At 51.2% G+C, this 25,996-nt stretch carries 27 protein-coding genes; 25 read left to right on the plus strand and 2 right to left on the minus strand.

All coding sequences use genetic code 11. The features are described 5' to 3' along the window. Positions 1-220, minus strand: a 220-nt coding sequence (locus I8J30_RS15780; RefSeq protein WP_210659291.1) for a hypothetical protein, incomplete at its 3' end; no start/stop codon positions are given. On the opposite strand from I8J30_RS15780, the gene I8J30_RS15785 reads away from it, so the two are divergent. Together I8J30_RS15785 and I8J30_RS15790 are read left to right on the plus strand one after the other, a co-directional pair. Continuing rightward, entirely contained in the window at positions 209-2,410 is a 2,202-nt protein-coding gene (locus I8J30_RS15785) for an SbcC/MukB-like Walker B domain-containing protein (RefSeq protein WP_210659293.1), read from the plus strand. The two genes, I8J30_RS15780 and I8J30_RS15785, sit on opposite strands and share 12 nt — an antisense overlap. A 131-nt stretch (positions 2,411-2,541) precedes the next feature. Beyond that, the gene (locus tag I8J30_RS15790; protein WP_210659295.1) at positions 2,542-3,153 is read left to right on the plus strand and encodes a hypothetical protein; all 612 of its coding nucleotides are present in this window, start codon (positions 2,542-2,544) and stop codon (positions 3,151-3,153) included. A 249-nt stretch (positions 3,154-3,402) separates the two neighbouring features. Here the strand turns inward: I8J30_RS15790 and I8J30_RS15795 are convergent, their stop codons facing one another. Beyond that, a complete protein-coding gene (locus tag I8J30_RS15795; protein ID WP_210659297.1) occupies positions 3,403-4,746 on the minus strand; it encodes an FAD-dependent oxidoreductase in 1,344 nt (447 codons plus the stop codon). A 270-nt stretch (positions 4,747-5,016) separates the two neighbouring features. On the opposite strand from I8J30_RS15795, the gene I8J30_RS33140 reads away from it, so the two are divergent. The 23 genes from I8J30_RS33140 (at position 5,017) to I8J30_RS15910 (ending at position 25,963) form a co-directional block, all read left to right on the plus strand. Next, positions 5,017-5,511 carry a hypothetical protein gene (locus I8J30_RS33140; protein ID WP_240548123.1) on the plus strand — a complete coding sequence of 165 codons (495 nt, stop codon included), beginning with the start codon at positions 5,017-5,019 and terminating at the stop codon, positions 5,509-5,511. 151 nt (positions 5,512-5,662) lie between these two features. Beyond that, the gene (locus tag I8J30_RS15805; RefSeq protein WP_210659299.1) at positions 5,663-6,001 is read left to right on the plus strand and encodes a histidine triad nucleotide-binding protein; all 339 of its coding nucleotides are present in this window, start codon (positions 5,663-5,665) and stop codon (positions 5,999-6,001) included. 119 nt (positions 6,002-6,120) lie between these two features. Further along, on the plus strand, positions 6,121-6,294 hold the full coding sequence (gene rpsU, locus I8J30_RS15810; RefSeq protein ID WP_090573672.1) for a 30S ribosomal protein S21: 174 nt from the start codon (positions 6,121-6,123) through the stop codon (positions 6,292-6,294). Positions 6,295-6,309: 15 nt separating this feature from the next. Beyond that, positions 6,310-6,753 carry a GatB/YqeY domain-containing protein gene (locus I8J30_RS15815; RefSeq protein ID WP_091219679.1) on the plus strand — a complete coding sequence of 148 codons (444 nt, stop codon included), beginning with the start codon at positions 6,310-6,312 and terminating at the stop codon, positions 6,751-6,753. Positions 6,754-6,895: 142 nt separating this feature from the next. Beyond that, positions 6,896-8,242 carry an MATE family efflux transporter gene (locus tag I8J30_RS15820; protein ID WP_210659302.1) on the plus strand — a complete coding sequence of 449 codons (1,347 nt, stop codon included), beginning with the start codon at positions 6,896-6,898 and terminating at the stop codon, positions 8,240-8,242. 76 nt (positions 8,243-8,318) lie between these two features. Then, positions 8,319-9,695 (plus strand): NfeD family protein, encoded by a 1,377-nt coding sequence (locus I8J30_RS15825; protein ID WP_338044874.1) that lies wholly within the window; start codon positions 8,319-8,321, stop codon positions 9,693-9,695. 18 nt (positions 9,696-9,713) lie between these two features. Next, the gene (gene floA, locus I8J30_RS15830) at positions 9,714-10,709 is read left to right on the plus strand and encodes a flotillin-like protein FloA (protein ID WP_210659304.1); all 996 of its coding nucleotides are present in this window, start codon (positions 9,714-9,716) and stop codon (positions 10,707-10,709) included. Positions 10,710-10,759: 50 nt separating this feature from the next. Continuing rightward, entirely contained in the window at positions 10,760-11,269 is a 510-nt protein-coding gene (locus I8J30_RS15835) for a hypothetical protein (protein ID WP_210659306.1), read from the plus strand. 159 nt (positions 11,270-11,428) lie between these two features. Further along, a complete protein-coding gene (gene yqfC, locus I8J30_RS15840; RefSeq protein ID WP_090979929.1) occupies positions 11,429-11,707 on the plus strand; it encodes a sporulation protein YqfC in 279 nt (92 codons plus the stop codon). Between the two features lie 12 nt (positions 11,708-11,719). After that, positions 11,720-12,913, plus strand: coding sequence for a sporulation protein YqfD (gene yqfD / locus I8J30_RS15845; RefSeq protein WP_210659308.1), 1,194 nt, complete (start codon positions 11,720-11,722; stop codon positions 12,911-12,913). A gap of 6 nt (positions 12,914-12,919) precedes the next feature. Then, entirely contained in the window at positions 12,920-13,891 is a 972-nt protein-coding gene (locus tag I8J30_RS15850; protein WP_210659310.1) for a PhoH family protein, read from the plus strand. Positions 13,892-14,250: 359 nt separating this feature from the next. Further along, entirely contained in the window at positions 14,251-16,509 is a 2,259-nt protein-coding gene (locus I8J30_RS15855) for an HD family phosphohydrolase (protein ID WP_210659312.1), read from the plus strand. Then, positions 16,506-17,003 carry an rRNA maturation RNase YbeY gene (gene ybeY, locus I8J30_RS15860; protein ID WP_210659315.1) on the plus strand — a complete coding sequence of 166 codons (498 nt, stop codon included), beginning with the start codon at positions 16,506-16,508 and terminating at the stop codon, positions 17,001-17,003. The genes I8J30_RS15855 and ybeY overlap by 4 nt, the downstream gene beginning before the upstream one ends. Beyond that, positions 17,003-17,353 (plus strand): diacylglycerol kinase family protein, encoded by a 351-nt coding sequence (locus tag I8J30_RS15865; RefSeq protein ID WP_210659317.1) that lies wholly within the window; start codon positions 17,003-17,005, stop codon positions 17,351-17,353. The genes ybeY and I8J30_RS15865 overlap by 1 nt, the downstream gene beginning before the upstream one ends. Before the next feature lie 17 nt (positions 17,354-17,370). After that, positions 17,371-17,808, plus strand: coding sequence for a cytidine deaminase (gene cdd, locus I8J30_RS15870; protein ID WP_210659319.1), 438 nt, complete (start codon positions 17,371-17,373; stop codon positions 17,806-17,808). Between the two features lie 39 nt (positions 17,809-17,847). Beyond that, positions 17,848-18,774 carry a GTPase Era gene (gene era, locus I8J30_RS15875; RefSeq protein WP_091219644.1) on the plus strand — a complete coding sequence of 309 codons (927 nt, stop codon included), beginning with the start codon at positions 17,848-17,850 and terminating at the stop codon, positions 18,772-18,774. Between the two features lie 112 nt (positions 18,775-18,886). Beyond that, positions 18,887-19,039 (plus strand): YqzL family protein, encoded by a 153-nt coding sequence (locus I8J30_RS15880; RefSeq protein ID WP_210659321.1) that lies wholly within the window; start codon positions 18,887-18,889, stop codon positions 19,037-19,039. A 26-nt stretch (positions 19,040-19,065) separates the two neighbouring features. After that, positions 19,066-19,812, plus strand: a complete 747-nt coding sequence (recO, locus tag I8J30_RS15885; RefSeq protein ID WP_210659323.1) for a DNA repair protein RecO — start codon at positions 19,066-19,068, stop codon at positions 19,810-19,812. 24 nt (positions 19,813-19,836) lie between these two features. Next, a complete protein-coding gene (locus I8J30_RS15890) occupies positions 19,837-21,228 on the plus strand; it encodes an MATE family efflux transporter (RefSeq protein WP_210659325.1) in 1,392 nt (463 codons plus the stop codon). 368 nt (positions 21,229-21,596) lie between these two features. Then, entirely contained in the window at positions 21,597-22,484 is an 888-nt protein-coding gene (glyQ, locus tag I8J30_RS15895; RefSeq protein WP_091219634.1) for a glycine--tRNA ligase subunit alpha, read from the plus strand. Further along, entirely contained in the window at positions 22,477-24,558 is a 2,082-nt protein-coding gene (gene glyS / locus I8J30_RS15900) for a glycine--tRNA ligase subunit beta (RefSeq protein ID WP_210659327.1), read from the plus strand. Before glyQ ends, glyS begins: the two co-directional genes overlap by 8 nt. A gap of 37 nt (positions 24,559-24,595) precedes the next feature. Then, entirely contained in the window at positions 24,596-25,414 is an 819-nt protein-coding gene (locus tag I8J30_RS15905; RefSeq protein WP_210659329.1) for a pyruvate, water dikinase regulatory protein, read from the plus strand. Positions 25,415-25,495: 81 nt separating this feature from the next. Further along, a complete protein-coding gene (locus I8J30_RS15910) occupies positions 25,496-25,963 on the plus strand; it encodes a YaiI/YqxD family protein (RefSeq protein WP_210659331.1) in 468 nt (155 codons plus the stop codon). Positions 25,964-25,996 lie beyond the last annotated feature (33 nt).

The raw sequence follows: 25,996 nt of genomic DNA on the forward strand, positions 1-25,996 counted from the left end.
AACCGTCGCGGACGGCGAGCTGCGCGCCTGAGAGGCGGAAGAGCGCAGCCGCAGCTACGGCGAGCAGGCTGCGAAAGCGCAAGAGATGCTTGGCAAGGCATCGGCCAAGCAGGGCGAGCTGCGCCGGGAGCTGAAGGCGGTGGAGCTTACCGCCGCGGACCGGGACAAGCGCAATGCGCTGAGCAAGAGGCTGCAGCAGCATAATCACTTGCATGCTCAAGCTTCGGCTGCTCATTCAGAACGGAACGCTGCGGTTGAGCTGCACAACCAAGCGCAGCTTCGGATGGAAACGGCGCAAGCCGAGCAGCGTCAAGCGGCGAGCGAACTTCTCGGACAGCTCCGGCAATTAAAGCCGGTATATGCTTCTTTGACAGGCTTGAACCATGAGCTGAGTGAATGGAGCCGGTCGCTGCCGCAGTGGGTGGAACGCGTCCGCCGGGAGCAGCGCGAGCAGCAGCGGTTACAGCTGGCTTCGCAGCTGGCGGAAGGCTTGACGCAAGGCGAACCATGTCCTGTATGCGGCTCATGTGTACACCCCGGTAATCATGGGATTGCCGCCGAGGATCAAGCTTCCGCTGGCGATACGGTGCTTGCTGCATGGGAGCTGGTGACCCAACAAGCCCAGCAGCTGCAACTGCGCCTATCACCCTTGCATACTAAAGCTAGTACTGCATTAGATCGACTAACCGATACGATCGATTCGGTTTCAAATGTTTCGCCTTCGTTAGACTCGGGATCTGATGACTCTAACTCTATTGATTCTGATTTCAGTTCGACGAAGATGTTAGATAAAGCAATGCCGGAGGCTGCTGCTGCAGCCGAGGTCGCCGAACGGCTTACATCGGATGACGTAGCTTCTGCCGAAGCACTGGCAGCACATCAAGCCGCCTTTAAGGCAATTGCTGAAATGATAGCCATGCACGAAAACTGGCTTGCTAGTGCGGAGAAAGGTTTTGCCGGCAGCCGAGGCCGGTTCACGGAAGCCACTCGAATAAGTGAACAGTACGCCAACGACTATCGCACCCAAGCTGCGCTTTCGGATCGCGCGCAGGTTCAATATGAGCAATGCGCGAAGGAATTGAAGCAGGAACAAGCTTTGTGGTTGGAGCAATTCGGAGCCGCCTTGCAGCCGTCGCAAGGGGATGAGCTTCTTCAAGAGCTGGAGCGTCGTGAAACAGCTGCACTTGAATTGCGAAGCCGCCTTGAGCGGAGCGTCAGTTACATCGAGGATACGACGCGGACGCAGCAAGAAAGTGCGAACAAGTCACAAGCGGCTCAGCTGGAATTCGCGACTCTGTCGGCAACGCTTGCCGGCCAGCAGCAGCAGTTAGGCGAGAAACGCAGCCAATTGCATAGCATTACTAACGGAGTCTTAGCAGCAGGATTAATTACGGAAACAGAACAAGAATTGTCTAGGCTGCGAGCGAATCTGAAGTCGCTAACCGATCGGCACGAAACCGCACAGCAAGCTTTGTCGGAAGCGGCGCAGCAGCGGAGCGCTGCCGAAGAGGCGGAAATCGCAGCCGGCACCAGACAGAAGGAAACGAGCGCAGCATGGCAGGAAACCCTAGCGGCATCCCCGTTTGAGAACAGTGAGGAAGTTACTGCTCTACAGCCGATGCTGGTTCATCAACCTCGTATCAAAGAAGATATCGCGAAGTACCATGAAGCGCAGCAGCAGCTTTCCGCTCAGATAGAGCTGCTCCGTGATCAATTGCAAGGACGCAGCCAAACGGAAGACGAATGGCTGGAAACGGTTGAGCTGCTTGAACATAGCCGCGCGATGAACGAGAGTATGCTGCAAGCTTCGGCTAAAGCCGAACGGGATATGGACGAGTTGAAAGCGAAACAGGAGCGGTGGAACGGCTTGGAAGCAAAACGTCTGGAGATGGAGCAGCTTTGCGGCAGACTGAAGTCACTGCAAACGGTTTTCCGCGGGAATGCATTCGTCGAATATGTCGCAGAAGAACAGCTGGTACAAGTATGCCGGGCGGCTTCCGAGCGGCTCAGCTTCTTAACGAAGCGGCGATATGCGCTTGAAGTCGATTCCGGCGGCGGTTTTGTCATCCGAGATGACGCCAACGGCGGCATTCGCCGCCCGGTTTCGACCCTCTCCGGAGGCGAAACCTTCTTGGCCTCGCTGGCTTTGGCACTGGCGCTTTCCGGTCAAATTCAGCTTCGCGGCAAATATCCGCTGCAATTTTTCTTCCTGGACGAAGGTTTCGGGACACTGGATCCGGAGCTGCTGGATACGGTTATTACCGCGCTCGAGAAGCTGCATAACGATACGCTGTCCGTCGGCGTAATCAGTCACGTACCAGAGCTTCGGGCACGCCTGCCGAGACGGCTAATCGTTACACCGTCTGAGCCGTCAGGTCGAGGCAGCCGCGTGGAACTCGAAACGATGTGACGGATCTGTTAACGTTGCTCCATTCCGGTTGCATTCGCGAGCGGAAAACGCTACCTTAATGGAGGGCCCTTACGGACAAACCAAGCGTAAGCGCCAATCCTAATATGAATTAATCTTTTGGAGGTAACACCGTGGAGGAGCACAAGCCAAAACGACCGATTTTCACGCCAGTTGTCCTTATTTTGCTTACATTCAGTTTAATCGGCAATGTGTTTCTATACAGTCGTACGATTCAACATGAAAAGGATGTGCGGGTAAGCCGCGGGACGTCGATTCTGCAGTCCGGCAATGACGCCAAACTTTATTTTGATCAAGTGACGGCCGGACTTGAGGATTTGCTGAAGCATCAGGATATCCCGACCCGATTGGCAGCCAAGAGCTTGCTGATCGCTGCGTACAATAAGAGCTCTGCTGTCACGACCTTTATCAAAGAAGCGGAGACCTCAAGCGGCACTCCATTCCCGGTGACGAAACGCAATGCGGCTACATTCCTGGAGCAAGCGGAGAAATCGCTGCAGACGCTCGGCAATCACACGGGCCCGCTGACCGATGAGGAACGAATCTATTTGAAATCATTATTAGCCGTCAATCAAGCCTGCGCGGCAGAGATGGCCACCTTCAAGCATGATACGATTTCCGAAACGACCTCGCTGACGATCCTTGTCGATGAAGCGTGGGTCAATTCCGGGAAGCAGCTGGTGGAATTTATGAACAAGCCGGCGAATGTTATGTTTGGCAAGTAATCTAATGCAAAAAGCAAAAAGGCTGTTCTCCAAGTGCGACAACGCATCGAGGGAACAGCCTTTTTTTCAATTCCTCAATTCTTTATGCCCTTCGAAATAATCTCAATATCAACCTTCGTCTGAAAATCGGTTTTCGAATAAGCAACGACAAAGAAAAAGTTTTGTCATCTATCTATCTATCTATCTATCTATCTATCTATCTATCTATCTATCTATCCTATGGCGTACTGGTACCGCCTGCACGCCTTTCTACAGCTCCGCAGCATGTCTTCTTGGCTTCGTTGCGTGCACCTGCGATAATTCCTCTGCAAGCCGCTCCGCTACGCGTCGACCGCTTGAGAAAGCGCGCTCGGCCAACTCGCCTTTCCCTTCACAGCCATCTCCGCAGAAGTAGAAGGGCATGCTCTCTATGCGGTTAGGAACAAGACGGTTGCTGGCAATGTTCTTCACGCTCTGGACCATTGCTTTCTTCGATACCCGTTTCACGGCTACGGCATCACGCCAGTTCGGATAATGGCGGTCGAATAAGGATTCCATCTGCTGCGTGCGCTCTTCCAAGTAGGCTTTGCGGTCTTCATCGCTGCTGCTCTCATCGCTTAAGTAGGCGATGCCTTGCAGCAGCTGCCCGCCTTCCGGCACTAAGGTGTGGTCGGTGGCCGATACATCCGAAATAAACAGCTTATGGTTCATATCGCTTATATAACTGAAAGGCCTTGCTACAACATGGTTTAGCCCAACGTCATAGACCATGACTTCGGTTGCCGTATTTTGCTCATACGGTGCCAAGAATGGTTCCCAAGGCGTGCAGCGCAGCAGCTTGACGACCTGCTGAATCGGCATTGCGAATATGACGCGATCGAAGGTTTCTTCTCGCGCTTTAGTACTCAGCACGTATTTGCCCTGCTCATAGCGGATGCCGTCAACGCCTTCCTGAAGCGCGATCGTCCAGCGCCCGGACGCATTGATTTTGTCGCGCAGCTGATTCGTAATGACCGCCCAGCTGCCCAGCACATAGTTCACAGGACGGTGGGATAGAAACAAATTATGATAATAATCGCTGATGACGGTACCCGGCACACGGCGAGCATCCTCAGGCGTAATGAAAAAATTGCTGCACACCAGATGTTCCCACAGTTCCTTCACATCCTCAGCGGCACCTGATTCCGCTAAGTAATCGCCAAGCGTTGCGTAATGCTTGATGTGGTGAATGTTCGCCATAATGGCCGTAATCTCACCGACGAATCGGACTTTCTGCATGGCGGTCAATAAATCTGTTTTGACCAGATTAACAAAATCCAGCGGAGCAGGCGTCAAATGTTCGCCTTTCTCGTACATCACTTTGCGTTTGTCCACCTGTTTGCTGCTGAAATCCAAATTCAGCTCACGTTCCATGACCGACAAGGTATGCCGATCCAATCCGTAAATGGCATGCGCCCCGTAGTTTAGCGTGAAGCCGGCCTTCTCATACGTGAATGCGCGTCCGCCAAGCTGCGGACTTCGCTCGAATAGAACACCTGTGACGCCGGGCTGCTCTGACAAGTATGCGGCAGCGGTCAATCCCGCAAGTCCGCCGCCGATAATGGCAACATTCATTTCCGATCTCCTCCTAGTGACAAGCCGCCGGGTTTTTGCATGCAAGGTCTGCAGCGTGACGAGCAGCTCGTCCGATCCTCCCTCGGCAACTTATGTCCTTGTACATTATACGCCGCTTGTTTGAGGCCAATCTATCTCATTTCTGACTGATAGACTTGCCGATTCGGCATCGGTTTTATTAAGGGACAAAAGCCCATTTTTCGCGCGCGAAGGCGCCATTTGCCTACGGGCGAATATCATGGTAGGAGAATGAAGGAGGTCATGAATCGCATGGAAAAGAAGGTTTCAACGTCGCCCGTTGGCAAAACGGCTAACCAGCCGATGTCAAACAAATCGATGCCTAACAAGTCGATGCCTAATAAATCGATGCCTAACAAATCGATGCCCAATATGCCGATGCCCAATCAGCCAATGCCCAAGCAATCAACGGCTGTAATGCCGGCAAAACACGACAATAAACCGATGGAAAAGCATGAAATGAAAAAAATGTGTCAAGATCATATGCACCGGTATGTATTTGTGCAGACACATGACGGCTGGTGCTGCGATGGTATCGTCGAGCATATCGACGACGAGTGCGTCTGCATTGCCGTTCCCTATTGCGGACCGCATATGGATCGCGCATTCTTCCCTGGCGGAGGGGGTTTCTTTCCCGGTGGCGGTTTCTTCCCGGGAGGCGGATTCTTCCCGCGCCGCCGGTTTGTTCGACAAGTGTTTCCGCTTGGCGCGCTGATTGGCTTGTCGCTGCTTCCATATTATTGGTAATCGCGATCGTTTATCCGTTTCGGTTAGAGCCGGCCTTCTACGGGGTGCTGGCTCTTTGCATGTCCAACAACCGTCATTCCGAATTGGACTTGCCCTTTATTTTTCGCTATGATGGACGAAGAATTGTAAACTCGTGAAAAGGAGCAGAGTCATGGACTGTATATTTTGCAAGATTATAGAAGGAGCCATTCCTTCGAACAAAGTGTTCGAGAATGAGCGCGTACTCGCTTTCCACGACATTCAGCCGCAAGCACCTGTACATACACTGATTATTCCGAAGAAACATATTCCGACGATGAATGATGTTACGGAAGAGGACGACGCCGTTATGGCGGAATTATTCGCTGTTGCACGCCAGCTAGCGAAGGAGCTCGGGGTTGCCGAATCCGGCTACAGGCTTGTCAATAACTGTAACGGCGACAGCGGACAAATCGTGTTTCACCTGCATCTTCACCTGCTCGGAGGAGAGAAATTAAAGCCTCTTGGGTAAGTGTATAAAAATAGCATAGCCTTTCAAGTTGACACTGCCTTTCCTTATAACATATAATTTAGTTTGATGAACCGTGTTAACTTTTACTGGACGGTCTGATTCGGAGGGAGGGAAAACTGGTGTCTGAAACAAAAGTTCGCAAAAACGAGACGATCGATGCTGCACTCCGCCGCTTCAAACGTACCATCGCAAAGGATGGCGTATTGGCCGAGGTGAAGAAACGCAAGCATTATGAGAAGCCTAGTGTCAAGCGTAAGTTGAAGTCCGAGGCTGCGCGTAAGAGAAAGTTTTAGGAGGATCCTTCCACAATGAACCTTAGCGAACGATTAAACGACGATATGAAGCAAGCGATGAAGAGTCAGGATAAATTCAAGCTCACTACAATTCGAATGATACGAGCATCTATCAAGAATTTGGAGATCGACTTGAAACGTCCACTCGAAGACGCGGAAGTGCTTGATATCCTAAGTCGTGAGATCAAACAACGTAAAGATTCCCTCCAAGAATTTCAGAAAGCCGGCCGCGACGATCTCACGAAAGATGTCGCAGCAGAAATTGAAATTATTAGTGTATACCTGCCTCAGCAGCTGACCGAAGAAGAGATCAAGTTGATTGTTCAGCAGACCATCCAGGAAACCGGTGCTTCTTCCAAAGCCGAGATGGGGAAAGTCATGAGCGCACTTTTGCCTAAAACAAAAGGGCGTGCTGATGGTAAACTAGTAAACACATTTGTGCAGCAATTTCTGCAATAAACATAGGCTGACAGCCAAACACTCCCCTTACGGGGAGTGTTTTTTCGTTATATCTGCGCTTACTCCAATCAAGACCTATTGACCAATTGCCCAAAGTAGCCCAAAATTGAGGCTAACCTATAGAAACGAGGCATTTTGCAGCATGTTGCGTAACTGGAAAGAAATTCTATTGTTAGCTATTCCATCGCTTGTCTCATTTGCTAGTATGACGATGACCGGTACCATTAACTTGATTTTGGTCGGACAGCTTGGCGCACTCATCATTGCCATCGTAGGCGTGTCCAACATCATCATGTATAACGCTTTCGCACTGTTTTCCGGTATCGGGCACACCGTCAATTATTTAGTCGCGCAGAATCACGGCGCAGGCGATATGAAGAAAGGCATTCAGCGTACGTACATCGCGATGTACATGTGTCTCATTTTTGCAGTGCTGATTGCTGTAGTCGGTTGGGTCGGAGCAGATGATATTTTGCGCTGGACCGGCGGTTCCAAGGAACTGGTTGAAACCGGCGACTTCTATCTGGAGCTGAGGTTCTATGCCATGTCCTTCGGTATTGTCAATTTCGCGTTCCATGGTTTTCTGCGCGGAATAGGCGCTACCAAATTGTCCATGGTTGTATCGCTTCTCGTCAATGTACCGATTATTTATCTTACGTACACGTTGACCTTCGGACACTGGGGAATGCCTGATCTCGGATTGACGGGAGCCGGAATTGCCATATTAATCGGTGAAGGTTTGCAAACGCTTATTTGTGTCTTTATCTTCTTCATCGTGCTTCACAAGAAATATCACACCCGCAGTCGCATTGCTTTCGCCATCCAGTGGGTGGAAATGAAGCTGCTTATGATCGAGAGCGGAAAACTTGGTATTCAAGAGTTTTCACTAAGCATCTCGATGTACATCTTTACTGCATTCGTGGCGAGGCTCGGCGATCATGCGCTGGCTGCCAATGAAGTCGCATTAAGCATCATGTCCTTTGGTTTCATGCCTGCATTTGCTTTCGGTTCAACCGCGACCATTCTTGTCGGTCAGCATGTGGGCAAAGGCACCCCGCTCAAAGGACGCCGCGTTGGTACCGATACCGCGATATTAGGCTCGATCTTTCTTATTTTGCTCGGTACGGTCGAATTTATTTTCGCCAAACAAATTACCCATCTCTACACGAATGATCCCGAGGTGTATAAGCTTGCAGCGTATTTGATTCAAGTGTCTGCGTTCCTGCAAATCTTCGATGGACTTCTGAACTTCTATGCCGGCGGCCTTCGCGGAATCGGCGACACCACATTCCTGCTTCGCGTTTCCTTCGTCGTAAGTTGGTTTATATTCGTTCCGCTTGCTTATGTGTTCATCTTCGTCTTTCATTGGGGCAGTATGGGGGCGTGGCTTGCGCTCTACGCATTCCTCATGGTGTTCGGCATAGCCGTGATGGTGAGGTTCTATCGAACCGATTGGACCGCAGTTCGTCTGAAGGAAGCGAGCCATTAATAACTGAAACGAATTGGTGTCATGTACGTAACAGTAACTTAAGTAAAAGCTTGTTAATGTACAAGGAGGGACTGGCGTGCAGCAAGCCCATAGGTGGAGATTGAAAATGGTGCTGCCTGCTCTGATGGCGCTGCTTTACATGTTGGCGATGGCGATCCCGGCCTTTGCCGCAGCGGGTGACTCAGACAGCGCATCGGTAGGCTCGACCGTATACGTCGTGAAAGTGAAGCAGTCCGTTGAATCCGGATTGCAGAAAACACTGGAGCGGGCTTATCAAGAAGCTGAAGATGCTAAGGCTAAACACATGCTGCTCGTTCTCAATACACTTGGAGGGCGGCTGGACAGCGCTCTCGAGATCGGAGAACTCATCAGAACGAGTAAGGTGCCGACAACGGTATATGTGCAAGGGAAAGCCGTTTCGGCAGGGACATACATTGCACTTAACGCAGACCAGATTATCATGCAGCCCGGAAGTACGATCGGTGCGGCAGCGGTTGTGGATGAATCCGGCGAGTTAGTCACGAATCCGAAGACGCTTTCCTTCTGGACGGAAGAGATGAAAGCGGCAGCACTGCTGAACGACCGCGATCCAAATATTGCAGCAGCCATGGTGAATCCGAATCTGGAGCTTGAATTGAGCTCTCTTGGGCGCACGAAAGCCAAAGGCGATATTCTTACGTTATCAGCCGGAGACGCGCTGAAAGTAGGCTATTCGGAGCATACAGCGGCAACAGTTGACGAAGCGCTTGCGAAGCTGAATCTGCCGCAGCCGAACATTGTCAATTATGAGGCTGGTGTTCTTGAGCGGATCGGACAGTTCTTAACGCTTCCGATCGTCATGACGCTGCTGCTGATCATCGGGATAGCGGGCGTTACGATTGAATTGATGATGCCGGGGTTCGGTGCTCCGGGAATCATTGGCGTCCTTGGCTTCGGATTGTATTTCTTCGGCCACTACATCGTCGGCTTTGCGGGACTTGAGGACGTAATCCTGTTTATTATCGGGATCTTGCTGCTTGTCTCGGAGCTGTTCGTACCAAGCTTCGGCATACTGGGCATACTTGGTTCCATATCGTTAATTGCGAGCGTGCTGATGGCGGCGCCGAATCCGAAGTCAGCCGGTTTATCTCTTATCGTGGCTGTCATCGTCGCAGGTGTTATCGTGTATATCATCGCCAAACGTTTTGCACATCGGGGGATATGGAATAAATTCATTCTTCGCGACCAGCTGACGACGGCTGAAGGGTATGTCTCGACGGCAAGCAAAACATCGTATCTGGGTATGAATGGCAAGACACTCACGCCACTGCGGCCAGCAGGAACCATTCGCATTGGCGATAGCCGGATTGATGTTGTCACATTAGGTGAATTCATTCCATCCGGGGCTGATGTAACGGTCATTAAAGTCGAAGGTGCTCGAGTCGTCGTTGGCCAGCTGGATGAGAAGAACTAATTAATAGGAGGGGTTTACATGACATTAGATCCAACTGTAACGATTGTGATTATTGTAGTGCTAGCGGTCATCGCATTATCCGTATTTCTAACCTTCTTCCCCATTATGCTCTGGATCTCTGCACTTGCTTCCGGAGTGCGAGTCGGGATCATCACGCTCGTTGCGATGCGCTTGCGCCGCGTTGTTCCCAGCCGAATCGTCAATCCGTTAATTAAAGCCACGAAGGCCGGTCTTGGGCTGACGATTAATCAGTTAGAGAGTCACTTCCTGGCGGGCGGTAACGTTGACCGTGTCGTCAACTCCTTGATTGCCGCGCAGCGTGCGAACATTGAGCTTGAGTTTGAACGTGCTGCTGCCATTGACCTGGCAGGCCGTGATGTACTGCAAGCCGTTCAAATGAGCGTTAACCCGCGCGTTATTGAGACACCAACCGTTGCGGCAGTTGCGAAGAACGGGATTGAAGTAAAGGTTAAAGCACGTGTTACGGTTCGTGCGAATATTGAAAGACTCGTCGGCGGTGCCGGTGAAGAAACAATCATTGCCCGTGTCGGCGAAGGGATTGTTACGACAGTCGGTTCCTCGGATTCGCATAAGGATGTCTTGGAGAATCCGGATTTGATTTCGCGGACCGTACTTGGGAAAGGTCTTGATGCCGGAACGGCATTTGAGATCTTGTCCATCGATATCGCGGATGTGGATGTAGGCAAGAATATCGGTGCGCATTTGCAAACGGAGCAAGCAGAGGCGGACAAACGCATCGCACAGGCGAAAGCCGAGGAGCGCAGAGCGATGGCCGTTGCGCATGAACAGGAAATGAAAGCGCGCGTAGTAGAGATGCGCGCACTCGTCGTGGAATCCGAGTCTCAAGTGCCGCTGGCTATGGCAGAAGCGCTCAAGCAAGGCAAGATCGGCGTGCTCGATTATATGAATTTCAAGAACATCGAAGCCGATACCAGCATGCGTAACTCCATTGGCAAAACCGACTCGTCGACGCCGGATAAAGAAGAACGTTAATCGCTGGCCCATACTTGAGATGACAACGATAATCTGAAGGGGGTGAGCGTTTGAATGAGCTGATCAAGCTGTTGGTTTCCAACATCTACGTCGTCATCGTGCTCATAGGTTTCTTGCTTACGCTCCTCAACAAAATGAGGAGCAAGCCGGGCAATGCGAGCAATCCAACCAATCGGATGCCGTCTTTCGGAGGAGAGCCTCCTATAAGACGGCCCGGTGCGCCTCCAATCGATGCGCGTCCTGAACAGCCGCAGAGAAGGCAAATCCAACAGCGGCCTGTAGAGCTGCCACCGGAGCCGCGACAAAGCGTGTATAAGTCGAAATTCGATTCGAGCGGTGAGGAAGGCGTTAGCGCAGAGTATGCGGATACGGATCTGTTGCGGCGGACCGTGCCGCCGGTTCGCGGGAATGACAGAGCGCCGCTTCCCAAAGCGGCTCACATAGAGCAGCCGAAGCAAGCAGAGAGTTTCCGCGTTCCGCAGGGCGATGAGCTGCGCCGCGCATTTATTTTGGCGGAAGTGCTCGGTGCACCGCGTTCGAAGCGGCCGCTGCGCAAGTAACGAATTAATAGCAATTGGCTGTATGGAGCCGAATGAAGCGGAACCGACCCGATGGGTCGGTTTTTTTGTGTTTGCTCGGTATGCAAAGTCCCATATTCCTCATATTTGGGGCCGCTCTCGCATAATTTGGTACAGTACGGGAAGGGGGCTTCTGCCTGCATGCGCCGATTAAATCGCAAACTGCGCAAGATGGCTGCGGATCTGCTGGATCTGCCGCCGGATGTCGTAATGGATTTGCCACGATTAACAATGATCGGCGACCGCCAATTATACATCGAGAATCACCGCGGCGTACTGCATTTCTCCAGCGACAAGCTGCGGCTTGCGCTCAGCAAAGGAGAATTGGAAGTGACGGGCAGCGAGCTGGTTATTCGTACGATTTGGACAGAAGAAGTGTTCATAGAAGGGGTTATTAAACATATCGAAGTGCGAGAATAGGGGGCAATTGTAATGAATGCGACATGGATGCAGTGGCTCCGCGGATTTGTATCAATTCGTGTGCGCGGCGGCGCGATAGAAAAGCTGGTGAACGCTGCGCTCGCGAAAGGGCTGCAATTATGGTCTATTCGCCATACAAACGATCGCGAGCTTGTTTGCTTTCTGCAGGTCAATGACTTCTTCCGGCTTCGCCCGATTTTAAAAGAGACAGGCTGTCGCATTCACGTCACCTCCAGACAAGGACTGCCGTTCTGGCTGCTGCGTGTGCGGAGACGCGTTTTTTTTGCGGCGGGGCTCGTCCTTTTCTTCGTTGGGATGTACTTGCTCTCTTCGCTCGTTTGGTCCATTGACGTGAAGGGGAACAACCGTTTATCGGAAGAGCAGATTCTTCAGGTGGCCAAGCAGGAGGGGCTGTATCCCTTTCAATGGTCATTCCGGCTTGATGATGCCTCCGTATTGTCCAAGCGTCTCGCCCAGCAGCTGCCCGGAGCGGCTTGGGTTGGCGTAGAGAAGCGAGGGACCCGCATCACGATCCAAGTGGTGGAGTCTTCGGTTGCGACGCCTAAAATCCCTCAGAACCCGCGCCATCTCGTGGCGTCAACAGATGCCGTTGTCACCAAAATACTGGCTGAGACCGGGAAGCCGGTCGTCAAACGCAATATGAGGGTGAAGCAAGGAGACATCCTCATATCCGGCTTGCTGGGTGATGAGAATAATACGGCTGCCGTAGTCGCAAAAGGCGTCGTAAAGGGAGTCGTATGGCATGAGTACGATATCGTTTCTCCGCTCGAGCGGACGATGAAGGTCTATACAGGCGAGAAGAAGGTCGTCTGGTATGCTGTCGTGGCCGGAAGAGCGCTTAAGGTAAGCGGGTTTGGCAAACCGCCTTATGCGATGTACGAGAGCATCAAGCAGGAGGAGAAGGCAGCTTGGCGGACGATGAAAATGCCGTTTGGAAGAATGAAAGAGACAATCATGGAAGTCCGAATGGAGCACCAAACCGTCGGCGTGGAAGAAGCGAAAGCGGAAGGCATTCAGCAGGCCAGAGCCGATTTAATAGCGAAGGTTGGGCCTGATGCAGAGGTGCTGGCGGAAAACATTTTGCATGAAAAGACGGAGAATGGTAAAGTTTATATGAAAGTGCTTTTTGAGGTGGATCAGTCGATTGCGATAGAGAGACCGTTAGTTCAGATGCAAGGGGATTGAGTATTTTTGCAAAATGAATTCAAAGTAGCCAAAATTCCACTTGCAAACGCAGCGGAAGGACTTGCTCTGCTAGGCCCGCAGGATAAATTCCTGCGATTAGTCCAGCAGCAGACATCGGCGGACATTATGTCTCGCGATGCGGAGATCTCCATTTCAGGACCAACGTCCGAGGTGGATTCTATTGAACAGCTTTATACCGTTTTGCAGCAGCTTATAAGAGGCGGATACTCGCCGACAGAGCGCGACATCGCATACGCCTTGGATCTCTCCAAGACGATGCAGGCCGAACAATTGCTAGATCTCTTCAAAGCGGAAATTACGACTACGTTTCGCGGTAAACCGATTCGGGTAAAAACGATTGGTCAACGCCATTACGTCAAAACGATCAAGAAGATGGATATCGTATTCGGTATCGGTCCGGCCGGTACGGGTAAAACGTATTTGGCAGTCGTGCTTGCCGTGGCGGCTCTGAAGGAAGGCTCAGTCAAACGGATCGTGCTGACCCGTCCTGCCGTTGAAGCGGGCGAGAATCTCGGATTCCTGCCGGGCGATTTGCAAGAGAAGGTTGATCCGTATTTGCGGCCGCTCTACGATGCGCTTCATGATGTGCTTGGTCCGGACCAAACGACCAAGGCGTTTGAGCGAGGTCTCATTGAAGTGGCGCCGCTCGCCTATATGCGCGGACGGACGCTTGAGGATTCATTTATTATTTTGGACGAAGCACAGAACACGACTCCGGAGCAGATGAAAATGTTCCTGACGAGGCTCGGGTTCGGCTCCAAAATGGTCATTACCGGAGACGTCACCCAAATCGACCTGCCGCGCGGCAAGCGCTCAGGACTCATCGAAGCACAGCGCATCTTAGCCAACATCCCGGAAATCGGTTTTATCTTATTCACCGAACAAGACGTCGTGCGTCACAGTCTTGTCCAAAAAATCATAACCGCCTACAACCAAGACGCTGAAGCACAGAGCTAAGTTCTTTGCCCTTGTAAAGACAGTAAGCCGTGTGGCCGCAGGTCATGAAAAGTGTGTCCGCTTCAGCGGACGAAAACGAGCCAACGTCGAAGTATGGTCGAAGACGGCCCAGGCGGCAGGCACGGTACATTCCGGGTCCAGGGACGGCGTCCCTGGGGTCCCCCTTAGGTAAGGGGGATTAGGGGGATGTATCCGCTTTTGAATGAAGATCCCATTGAAAGAATATCGTCGTACATATAGGGTCCAGGGACAGTGTCCATGGGGAGCTCTGATTGTAAGGGTTCCGGGGACAACGTCCCTGGATTTCTCCTTACGAAGGAGATCCAGGGGGATGTGTAGTTTCTAGGAGGATATCAACCATGGTAAATCAACAAGCCAACCCGGATGAGTCTAAGTCATCAGCGTCCTCCGGATGGAGTGGATGGAAGCACAGCTCGGCTGTACGCTGGGTATTGCTGCTTCTGTTTGTTTTGCTATTTTATTTCTCTCTTGCCCCACATGTGCTCCCCAAGACGTACAATATCGAGCTAGGCAAAGCCAGTGAACGCGACATTGAAGCGCCGGTGGACATTAAGGATGAGAAGGCGACGCTTCAGGCGCAGGAGCTTGCCGCCGATCGGGTGGAGCCGATTTATTCGATTGTTGCCCTCCGCAGCGAGGTGCTGCTGGAGCAGATTTTCGCTCGCATGGAGCAGTTGAATCAGGACGACCAAGTCACGTTGGAAAACAAGGTGTCCATTTATCGCAGCGAAATTCCGCGGCTGTATACCGATTATGTCGATCAATTTGTTCAGAATAACAAAGGGAATGGCACCTATAACGATACATTGCTGGACGAAATGGCAGCAGTCGTGAAATCCCAGGCTTATCGAATTCCGGAGGAAACCTATTATAAACTGCCTTCGCTCTCCGCGATCCAACTGAGCGATATGCATCTGGTTGGCGTGAATATTGTCCGCAAGCTGATGAGTGATTCCCTGCGTGAAGCGGAGACCGCAAGGACGAAAGTAGCGGAGCTCGTCAACGCGAGCACGCTTACCGAACGTAAAACAAGGGAAATCGTGCAGGAGCTTGCCAGATACGCGATCATGCCGAATAAGTTTCTGGATACGCAGGCAACCAATGATGCGAAAGTAGCGGCGAAAGAAAATACGACTCCCGTTGTCGTGAAGCAAGGCGACATTATCGTCCATAAAGGCGAGATCATCTCAAAGGAACTTTATGACCGGCTTTCCTCAATCGGCGTACTGAAAACGAAGAAGTCGTATTGGCCGCAGCTTGGCTTGCTGCTGCTATCGGTTCTCTTTCTCATCGTGATCTACAGTTATCTGGAGCGCGCGGCCGGATTAAGCAGCGGATCGACGAATATGAAGTACAGCAACTCTCAGCTGTCGATGCTGCTCTTAATCTTCTTGCTCAACATTCTTGCCATGCACATCGTGAAATTGACGCAAACGCAGGAAATGCCGTATGTCGGCTATTTAGCGCCTACCGCAATGGGCGCGATGCTGATTGTGCTGCTGCTGGACATTCAGCTGGCCGTCGTAAGCTCATTTCTTTTTGCCATCATGGGCAGTGTTATTTTCAATATGGAATCGGGTCAGCTGTTTGACTTTAATTATGGATTCACGACAGCTGTCATTTCGTTCGCCGCTATTTTTGCGATTCACCGCGCAAGCCAGCGTTCGACGATTTTGAAGGCCGGTATTATGGTCAGCTTGTTCGGCTCGGCTTCTGTTCTGGCCATTGTGCTGCTGGGCGAGCTGCCTCCCAAATCAGAGATCATCATGACGGTTGCGTTTGCGTTTGCGAGTGGGCTGTTGACGGCGATACTGGTAGTGGGCTTGATGCCGTTCTTTGAAGTAACGTTCGGCATTCTATCCGCCCTGAAGCTCGTGGAGTTGTCCAATCCGAACCATCCGCTGCTTCGCAAGCTCTTGACGGAAACGCCGGGAACCTACCACCACAGCGTGATGGTCGGCAATTTATCGGAAGCGGCCGCAGAGTCGATTGGAGCGAACGGTCTGTTATGCAGAGTAGGATCGTTTTATCATGATATCGGGAAGACGAAGCGACCTAGTTATTTTATTGAAAATCAGACAAACTATGAAAATCCGCATGATTCCATTGAGCCTAAACTAAGTAAATCGATTATCATCGCCCATGCGCGCGACGGTGTGGAGATGCTTCGCAATCATAAGCTGCCGAAGCCGATCCGCGATATTGCCGAGCAGCACCATGGAACGACTTGTCTGAAATACTTTTATCACAAGGCTTACAAAATGGCTGAGGAAGCGGGCGTGGAACCTGATTTTACAGAGGAAGACTTCAGGTATCCCGGGCCTAAAGCGCAGTCAAAGGAAGCGGCTATCGTCGGAATCGCGGATTGCGTGGAAGCGGCAGTACGAAGCCTGAGAAGCCCGACCGTGGAGCAAGTAGAATCCATGATCCACAAGATTATTAAAAGCCGGCTGGACGACGACCAGTTCAATGAATGCGATTTGACGCTCAAGGAGCTGGAGAAGATCGCACAAACGTTGAAAGAAACGGTAATCGGAATTTTCCACTCGCGCATTGAATATCCGGAAGATGTTAAACAAAAGGAGCGTCTGGCATGAGCCTCAAGTTGGAATGGAGCAATGATCAAGAGAAAGTCGAAATTTCCGAATCCTTTATAGGGGTGCTGGAGCAGTTATTGCAGATGGCTGCCGAAGCAGAGGGCATGACCGAAGGGGAAGTCACGCTCTCGATTGTGGATGATGAAGAAATTCATCAATTGAACCGCGAATACCGCAATATCGATCGTCCTACAGACGTGCTGTCCTTTGCCATGCAGGAGGAAACAGACGAAGAGCTTGAAATCATCTACGAGGTGGACGATGAAAGCGAATCGGTGCCGTTCGAGGGGATGCTGGGCGATATTATTATTTCGGCCGAACGGGCTAAACTACAAAGTGAAGAATACGGCCATTCCTTGGAGCGCGAGCTCGGATTCCTGTTCGTGCATGGTTTCCTTCATTTGATCGGTTATGATCACCAAGATGAGGCGAGCGAAGCTGTGATGACCGAGAAGCAGGAAGCTGTTCTCCGTCAAGCAGGACTTACGCGTTAATGAACCGGCTGCTGCGCAGCTTCTATTATGCCGGTTCGGGTATCCTATCGGCAGTTCGCACCCAAGCCAACATGAAAATTCATGTGGTTTGCGCAATCGTTGTTAATGCGGCGGGACTGGTGGTAGGATTGACTCGAATGGAATGGGCTGTCATTATTGCTGCCCAAGCTGTCGTGATGGCAGCCGAACTGATGAATACGGCAGTTGAGCATGTCGTTGATCTGGCAAGTCCAAGCCGGCATCCGCTTGCCAAAGCTGCCAAGGATACGGCAGCCGGCGGTGTGCTGGTTGCTGCAATTGGGGCCGTTATTATCGGCCTGTTTGTATTTATTCCGCATCTATGGCCTTAACGAGAGGAGCTTTAAGGATGACATCGACATCAATCGGAGAATTATCGCCGGTTTGGCAGCAGCTGATGCAGCAAGCCATAGAAGCTCGAAGCCGGGCTTATGTGCCTTATTCGAATTTTCAAGTCGGAGCGGCGCTGTTGGATGCCGAGGGCGGCGTGCATTTTGGCTGTAACGTGGAGAATGCGGCTTATAGTCCGACGAACTGTGCCGAACGTACGGCGCTGTTTCGGGCTATTGCGGACGGGCATCAAGCGGGCTCGTTCGAAGCGATTGCGGTCGTTGGAGATACTGATACACCGATTACGCCTTGCGGCGTATGCAGACAAGTACTGGTTGAGCTCTGCCCGCCGGACATGCCTGTCATTATGAGCAATATGAAGGGAGAATGGCGCATATCGACAGTAGCGGAGCTGCTGCCGGGTGCCTTCTCAGCGGATGCATTGACGAAAGCGTAGGAACGCGGAACGATTCGGAAGGGGATAAAGTTACAGCTTATGAATTCATCATCGTCAGGATCTAAAGGATCCAAGGAGAAATACCATTCCGGGTTTGTCGCCATTATTGGCAGACCAAACGTAGGCAAATCGACTCTAATCAACGAAGTCATCGGGCAGAAAATCGCCATCATGTCGGATAAACCGCAAACAACGCGGAACAAAATTCACGGGGTGTACACGAAGGACAATTCTCAAATTGTTTTTCTTGATACGCCGGGTATTCACAAACCGACATCCAAACTGGGAGACTTCATGGTGAAGTCCGCAGTTGGCACGCTTGGCGAGGTGGATGCGGCCCTATTCCTCATCGATGCTTCCGAGGGACTTGGGGGAGGAGACCGCTTCATCATCGAAGCGCTTAAGAAAGTGAAGACGCCGGTCTTCCTCATCATGAACAAGATTGACAAAATCGAGCCGGAAGCGCTGCTGCCGCTTATTGTGCAATATAAAGACTTGTATGATTTTGCGGAAATTATTCCGATTTCTGCTTTGCAAGGCAGCAATGTGAATACGCTTCTTAAAGTGCTCAGCAGTTATTTGCCGGAGGGCCCGCAATATTATCCGGCTGACCAAATTACGGATCACCCGGAGCAATTCGTATGTGCGGAGCTTATCCGCGAGAAGATTCTTCATCTGACGCGCGAAGAGGTACCGCATTCCATCGCCGTTGCGATTGAGAATATGAAGGTGCAGGAGAACGGCGTCGTAAACATCGGAGCTGTTATCTACGTGGAGCGCGATTCCCAGAAGGGGATCGTCATTGGCAAGCAAGGTGCGCTGCTCAAGCAGGTCGGTAAAGAAGCGCGACGTGATATCGAAACGTTGCTCGGCTCCCGCGTCTTTCTGGAGCTGTGGGTCAAGGTGAAGAAAGATTGGCGTAACCAAGAGCGAGTGCTGAAGGATCTTGGTTTTAGAAATGACTAGCGAATTTCCTTTCTCCGGGAAATTGTCCGATATTTGTCTAGCATAGCGACATCATCTTCATCGCATCCTAATCCGTGAGCAACATTTCTGAGCGCGGAAAGGATGAATACGAATGCGAGACTTTTCGTGGAAGTATTTTACGCTGACCGGGGATGTGGAAGCTTTCATGCTTTACAGGGAGATGGACGAGCAGGCAGGTTCTGCGGAAGCTGTCAGCAGCGAGGAAGAGGGAGAACCAGTGCCCGAAACGGACAATTCCGTTTAGGACGCGCAGGTTAGGGGAGAAACGATATGCAGTACCGAGTCGAAGGCATTGTCATCCGGAGTATGGATTATGGGGAAGGTAACAAAATAATCACGCTTCTGACGAATACGCACGGCAAAATCGGAATTGTCGTGCGTGGCGCCAAAAAACTGAAGAGCAGGCATGGATCGCTCGCGCAATTATTTACGTATGGCGAATATCTATTCTTCCGAAACAGCGGTCTGGGTACGTTAACGCATGGTGAGATTATTGAATCTCACCATGTTTTGCGTGAACAGCTGGATAAAACAGCCTATTCTTCTTATGCCGTGGAATTAGTAGATCGCGCGCTCCAGGAAGAGGACTTGGGCTCATTCATGTTCGAGCAGCTGAAGGCTTGCTTGACGGCAATCAGTGAGGGGAAGGATCTTCTCATTACGATTCAGCTCTTCGAAATGAAAATTCTTGCGGCGGCCGGTTATGCTCCGGACCTCAGTGCATGTATTTCATGCAGCAATGAGAATGGCCCTATGGCACTCAGTGTAAGAGGCGGAGGTATCCTTTGCGGAAGATGCCGCTACAAAGATACTTCAGCGATCGAGCTTAGCGAAGGCGCGCTTAAGCTGCTGCGGTTATTCTGGCAGCTGGATATGCGCAGACTTGGCAACATTCAAGTAAAAGACGAGACCAAACAGCAATTAAAGCACATTATGCGTTCCTTAATGGATACTCATCTTGGCTTGCAGCTGAAATCCCGCTCTTTTCTGGATCAGATGGATCGTTATTCGCTGTAATTAGGCAGGAGGAATCGTTTCGCTATGGCTGCGCAGTCGACACCGAGAATATGGTCGCTGACATGGCCGATTATGATTGAGATGATGCTGCAATTTATGCTCGGAACAGCTGACACCCTCATGGTGAGCCGAATTTCGGATGATGCCGTCGCGGTTGTTGGGATATCGAATATGTTCTTTAACGCAGTCATTATTTTATTCACACTCGTGACGAGCGGGGCCGGCATTCTTATTGCTCAGAAGCTGGGCGGAGGCAAACCGGACGAAGCACGCCAAATCGGCATTATGTCAGTTTCCATCACCGTAATACTAGGTATTATCATTAGTGTTTTGCTTATTTACGGAACTTCTTTATTTACAACGGCACTGCATGTCCCGGACAATTTGAAGGATTTATCGCATACATACATGTCGATCGTCGGCGGCGGCATGGTCATCACGGCGCTGAATTTGTCCATGAGCACAGCAGTTCGAAATACAGGAAATACCCGATCTCCCATGTACATAGCGCTTGGTATGAACATTTTGCATGTTGTGCTGAACTATGCGTTTATTTTCGGAGCATTCGGCTTGCCTGAGCTTGGGCTAATGGGTGTAGGTATTTCCACCGTTATTAGCCGAACCGCGGCTTTCTTCTTCCAGCAGCACTTGTTCCGGCATGCCTTCGGAGCACCGGTGTTGGTTCGAGAATTTGGCCGCTTTCATGCGAAGCTGCTTAAAGAAGTGCTGAAGATCGGATGGCCAATCAGTGTGAATGGTGCCTCATGGACATTTTCTCAGGTTGTTATTTTCAGTATTATTGCTTCCATGGGCGAGCAGCCGCTGGCAGCACGTACCTATATGAACACGATGGAGTCATTTGCATTTACATTCGGCTGGTCGCTCGCGCTCGCTGCCCAAATTCAAATCGCGCATTTGTATGGGGCGAAGAAACTAAGGCAAGCATACTATAGTGCATATCGAGCTTTGGGTTTCGGGGTAATCGTCGTACTTGCGAATACAGCTGTTCTGTTACTGTTCCGAACCTCGATTATTTCCACGTTTACTAAGGATCCATGGATCATCGATATGGCCGTTTCTCTACTTTGGCTCAACTTAGCGCTGCAGCCCGGCAAAATGCTGAATATGGCGCTTGGTCAGTCACTCGGAGCGGTAGGCGACAGCCGAACGGTCATGACATACTCCTTGCCGAGCATGTGGATCATCGCGGTTGGTGTTTCCTATGTGCTTGCGATCCCGATGCACTGGGGACTGTACGGGATTTATATCGGGATGATCAGTGACGAGTATTTGCGTGGTGCGTTATGTTATTTCAGATGGCGCAAGCATCGCAAGAAGCTGTTGTTTGCCGCAGCATTCCGTGAAGATGTCAAGCTGAGCGGCCGGTCGAATGGCAATGATGCTGTGCCGTTGTAGGTGAATAAAGCTTCTCGTTGACACGAGTGGTTAGAATTGCTAAGATAGGATATTATGAAATATGAACGATGATGGAGAAAGTAGTCACGTACAGTCGTCAGATTTAGCGAGCCGGGGGTAGTGGAAGCCTGGTCGGACGTTCGCGATGAAAGGCACTCCGGAGTTTATGCAAGCTTAGAAAAGAGGGTTTTCAAGCCATCCATGCGGATTCGCGCTTGAAGGCCAAGTAGGGTGGAACCGCGGGAGCGTAATAGCTTTCGTCCCTATGTCTGACATCAGACGTAGAGGCGAAGGCTTTTTTATATGCCTTTACATACGTTTCGTTCAGACGCCGCGCATGGCAAACAAATTGATAGGAGATGAATGACATGAACTTTCAAAACATGATTTTGACGCTGCAGCAGTTCTGGGCGGAGCAAAATTGCATTCTCGTTCAGCCGTATGACACCGAGAAGGGTGCAGGCACAATGAACCCGATGACATTCCTTCGTTCAATCGGTCCCGAGCCATGGAACGTTGCGTATGTGGAACCGTCCAGAAGACCGGCAGACGGCCGTTATGGCGAGAACCCAAACCGTCTTTATCAGCATCATCAGTTCCAAGTTATCCTTAAACCATCCCCGGACAACATTCAAGAGCTGTATCTGGAAAGCTTGAAGCGCCTTGGCGTGGATCCGCTGCACCATGATATTCGTTTTGTAGAAGACAACTGGGAATCGCCAACACTCGGCGCATGGGGTCTGGGCTGGGAAGTTTGGCTGAACGGGATGGAAATTACGCAGTTCACGTATTTCCAGCAAGTCGGCGGCATCGATGCCAATCCGGTTGCCGTTGAAATTACGTACGGTATGGAACGTCTGGCTTCCTACATTCAAGAGAAAGAAAATGTGTTCGATCTGGAGTGGGTAGACGGCGTCACCTATGGCGATGTTTTCCTGCAGCCTGAATTCGAGCATTCGAAATATACGTTCGAAACGTCCGATACGGCGATGCTCTTCTCGCTGTTCAACATGTATGAGGAAGAAGCAAAGAAAACGATGGAGCATAAGCTTGTTTTCCCCGCGTACGATTACGTGCTTAAATGCTCGCATACATTCAACCTGCTTGATGCAAGAGGGGCCATCAGCGTAACCGAGCGTACGGGCTACATTATGCGCGTTCGTAACCTGGCACGCGCATGCGCGGCGACTTACTTGGAAGAACGCGAACGCCTTGGATTCCCGATGTTGAAGAAAGGAGTGATCGATAATGGCTAAAGACCTGTTGCTTGAGATCGGACTGGAAGAGGTACCGGCGCGTTTCGTCCGCGGCGCCATGAATCAATTGAAAGAAAAGATGGCCAAGTGGCTGGAAAGCTCCCGTATCGGTCATGGTGCAGTAGAAGCTTATGCGACTCCGCGCCGCCTTACCGTTCTCGTTCGCGATGTGGAAGAGAAGCAGGCGGACGTGAGTGAAGAAGTGAAAGGTCCTTCCCGCAAAATCGCGCTGAACGAACAAGGCGAATGGAGCAAAGCCGCACTCGGCTTCGCCCGCAGCCAAGGCGTTGCACCCGAGGATTTCTTCTTCAAGGAGCTTGCGGGCGTAGAGTATATCTACGCTAACAAAAGCAGCATCGGTACGGTAACGAGCGATGTGCTTCCGGAAGGCTTGGTCTCGCTGATCACGTCGATGTCATTCCCGAAGAATATGCGCTGGGGCAACTATGATCTTCGTTTCGTGCGTCCGATCCGTTGGCTGGTAGCCTTATTCGGCGAGGAGATTGTTCCGATTGAAATTACTGCCGTACAAAGCGGCAGAACGACTCGCGGCCATCGTTTCTTGGGCAACGAAACCGTTATTGCCGATCCTTCGCAATATGTGGAGCGTTTGAGAGAGCAGCAGGTGATAGTGGATACTGCTGAGCGCGAAGCGCTTATCGTTTCCCAAATCAATGCGCTTGCTGCCGAGAAGGGCTGGCAAATTGCCATTAAAGAAGATCTGCTCGAGGAAGTTGTGTTCCTCGTTGAATATCCGAATGTCTTATTCGGAACGTTTGACGAGTCGTTCTTAAACATTCCACAAGAAGTGCTGATTACTTCGATGCGCGAGCATCAACGTTACTTTCCGGTGCTGGACGACAACGGCAAGCTGCTGCCATTCTTCGTAACGGTTCGTAACGGCGATCGCACCTCGATCGAATCCGTTGCGAAAGGCAATGAGAAGGTACTCCGCGCACGTCTGTCGGATGCGAAGTTCTTCTATGCGGAAGATCAGAAGCTTGCGATCTCCGATGCGCTTGCGAAGCTTACCTCGATTGTTTACCATGAGGAGCTTGGCACAGTTGCGGATAAAGTCGCTCGCATCGTAGCGACTACCGAGAAGCTGTCGCAGGCACTGAGCACGGATGCTCAAACTGCGACTGATGCGGCTCGCACTGCGGCGATTTGCAAATTCGACTTGGTTACGCAGATGGTCTACGAATTCCCTGAGCTTCAAGGCATCATGGGCGAGGATTATGCGCGTAAAACCGGAGAGAGCGAGTCGGTCGCAAGAGCGATAAACGAGCACTATCAGCCGCGTTTTGCCGGTGACAGAGCACCTGCTTCCTTGGTAGGTGCATTGGTTAGCCTTGCAGACAAAATCGACACCATAGTCGGCTGTTTCTCCATTGGCATTTTACCGACCGGTTCGCAAGATCCTTATGCGCTGCGACGCCAAGCTGCCGGTATCGTTCAAATCGTTCTAGCACACGGCCTGAAGCTGCCGCTAAGCACGTTGTTCGATCTATCGCTTGAAGTTCATGCTGCGCGTTCATTGAAACGTGATGCGGCCGAAATACGTAAAGACTTGTATGAGTTTTTCTCCCTTCGCGTGAAAAACGTGCTGTCGGAGCAAAGCGTTCGGTACGACGTAGTCGATGCCGTTATGGCCGTTGGCTACAACGATTTGCGTCAGACGGTTGACCGTGCGGCTGCTGTGATGGCTGTTGCTGCGGGAGATCGCCGCGACGAGTTTAAAGCCGTAGTGGATTCGCTTAACCGGGTTTGCAACCTTGCAGCCAAAGCAACGTCTAAGGAAGTAAGTGAAAGCTTGTTCGCGGACGAAGCGGAAGGCGCTTTGTATCGTGCTTGGTCGGAGGTTCGTGACGACGTGGATGTTCAGGTGGAAGAAGGACGTGCAGCAGAAGCGATTGCTAAACTTGCCAGCCTGAAGACGCCGATCAATGTATACTTCGATAAAGTCATGGTAATGGCTGAGGACGAAGCTGTACGGGCTAACCGTCTTGCAACACTGGCTGCCATTGCAAGCAGTGTCGTGAAAGTAGCGGATTTCTCGAAGCTTGTTTGGTAGGTGTTTTTCCGCAGGAAAAGACACAGGAGGGGAAGAAATGGCAACTAATTCGCAGCCTGAAGTCATTATTTACGTCGTTTCCGATTCAGCCGGTGATACCGGCGAGCTGGTCGTCCGGGCTGCGATAGCCCAATTTCATCCCATCAACGCCGATATCCGCAGAGCGCCGTTCGTCCATGATGAAGCGTCGCTCGAGCGGTTCGTCCTGCAAGCCAAGGAGCACAGTGCCATTATGCTGTACACACTCGTGCTTCCGGGGCTGCGTGATCGAATGGTGGAGTTTGCCCGCATTCACGAGGTAATCGCCATTGACTTGCTGGGGTCGTTAATTACGAGTCTCGAAGACAAAACAAACCGCAAATCGCGGCAAGAGCCCGGACTCAACCATGTGCTTGATGAGGACTATTTCCGCAAGGTGGAAGCTGTTGAATTCGCCGTCAAGTACGATGATATGCGCGATACAACAGGCATTCTGAAGGCGGACATCGTGCTCGTCGGCGTCTCACGTACATCTAAGACCCCGCTTTCGATGTATTTGGCCCATAAACAGTTCAAGGTCGCGAATGTTCCGCTCATGCCGGAGCTCGACCCGCCCGATGAATTGTTCCAAATTCCGAAAGAAAAAGTAGTAGGCCTTACGATTGATATCAATTACTTGAACGGCATTCGCAAAGAACGCTTGAAAGCATTGGGTTTACCGGACAGTGCAGCATATGCAACAACAGCCCGGATCGAGCGTGAGCTGAAATACGCGGCGCAAATCACAGATCGAATCGGTTGTCTGGTCATCGATGTCTCCCATCGGGCAGTCGAAGAAACGGCGAGTCTGATTTTGGAGTATATTGAATCCAATTGATGCAAGATCGGTGCAGGATTTTTTGCTTATTTGCCGTATATAATAGTACGGTAGTTACAAAAAGATGCGGTGATGCAACGAATGACAGCCATACCAACGATTGTAGTAGATGCAGATGCTTGTCCGGTTAAGCGGGAAATTGTCGAAGTGGCGCGAAAATTCGCGGTTCCTGTTCTGATGGTGGCCTCCCATGATCATCGGCTCCAAGAAGAAGCGGGTGTTGCCATTATGCAGGTCGATCGAAGCGATCAGTCTGTCGATTTGTATATCGTCAACCATATTCGGCGCGGCGATATTGTCGTTACTCAGGATTTTGGATTGGCTACCATTGTATTGTCGAGGGGCGCGATTGCACTATCTCCGCGCGGACAACAATATGATGACAGCAACATTGATTACTTGATGGAGCGCAGGCATGAACTGGCGAAGAAGCGTCGAAGCGGCGGAAGAACGAAAGGGCCTAAGGCGATGTCTAACGAGGATCGTGCGTATTTTCTGCAAAACCTGACAAAAGTTTTGCAAACTCGGCAGGAGAATGCCAAGCCGTAGCGAATAGTATTACTTGTCATTTAGGATGAAGGT

The organism is Paenibacillus lignilyticus (genome assembly GCF_017942085.1).
Lineage (GTDB): Bacteria > Bacillota > Bacilli > Paenibacillales > Paenibacillaceae > Paenibacillus_Z > Paenibacillus_Z lignilyticus.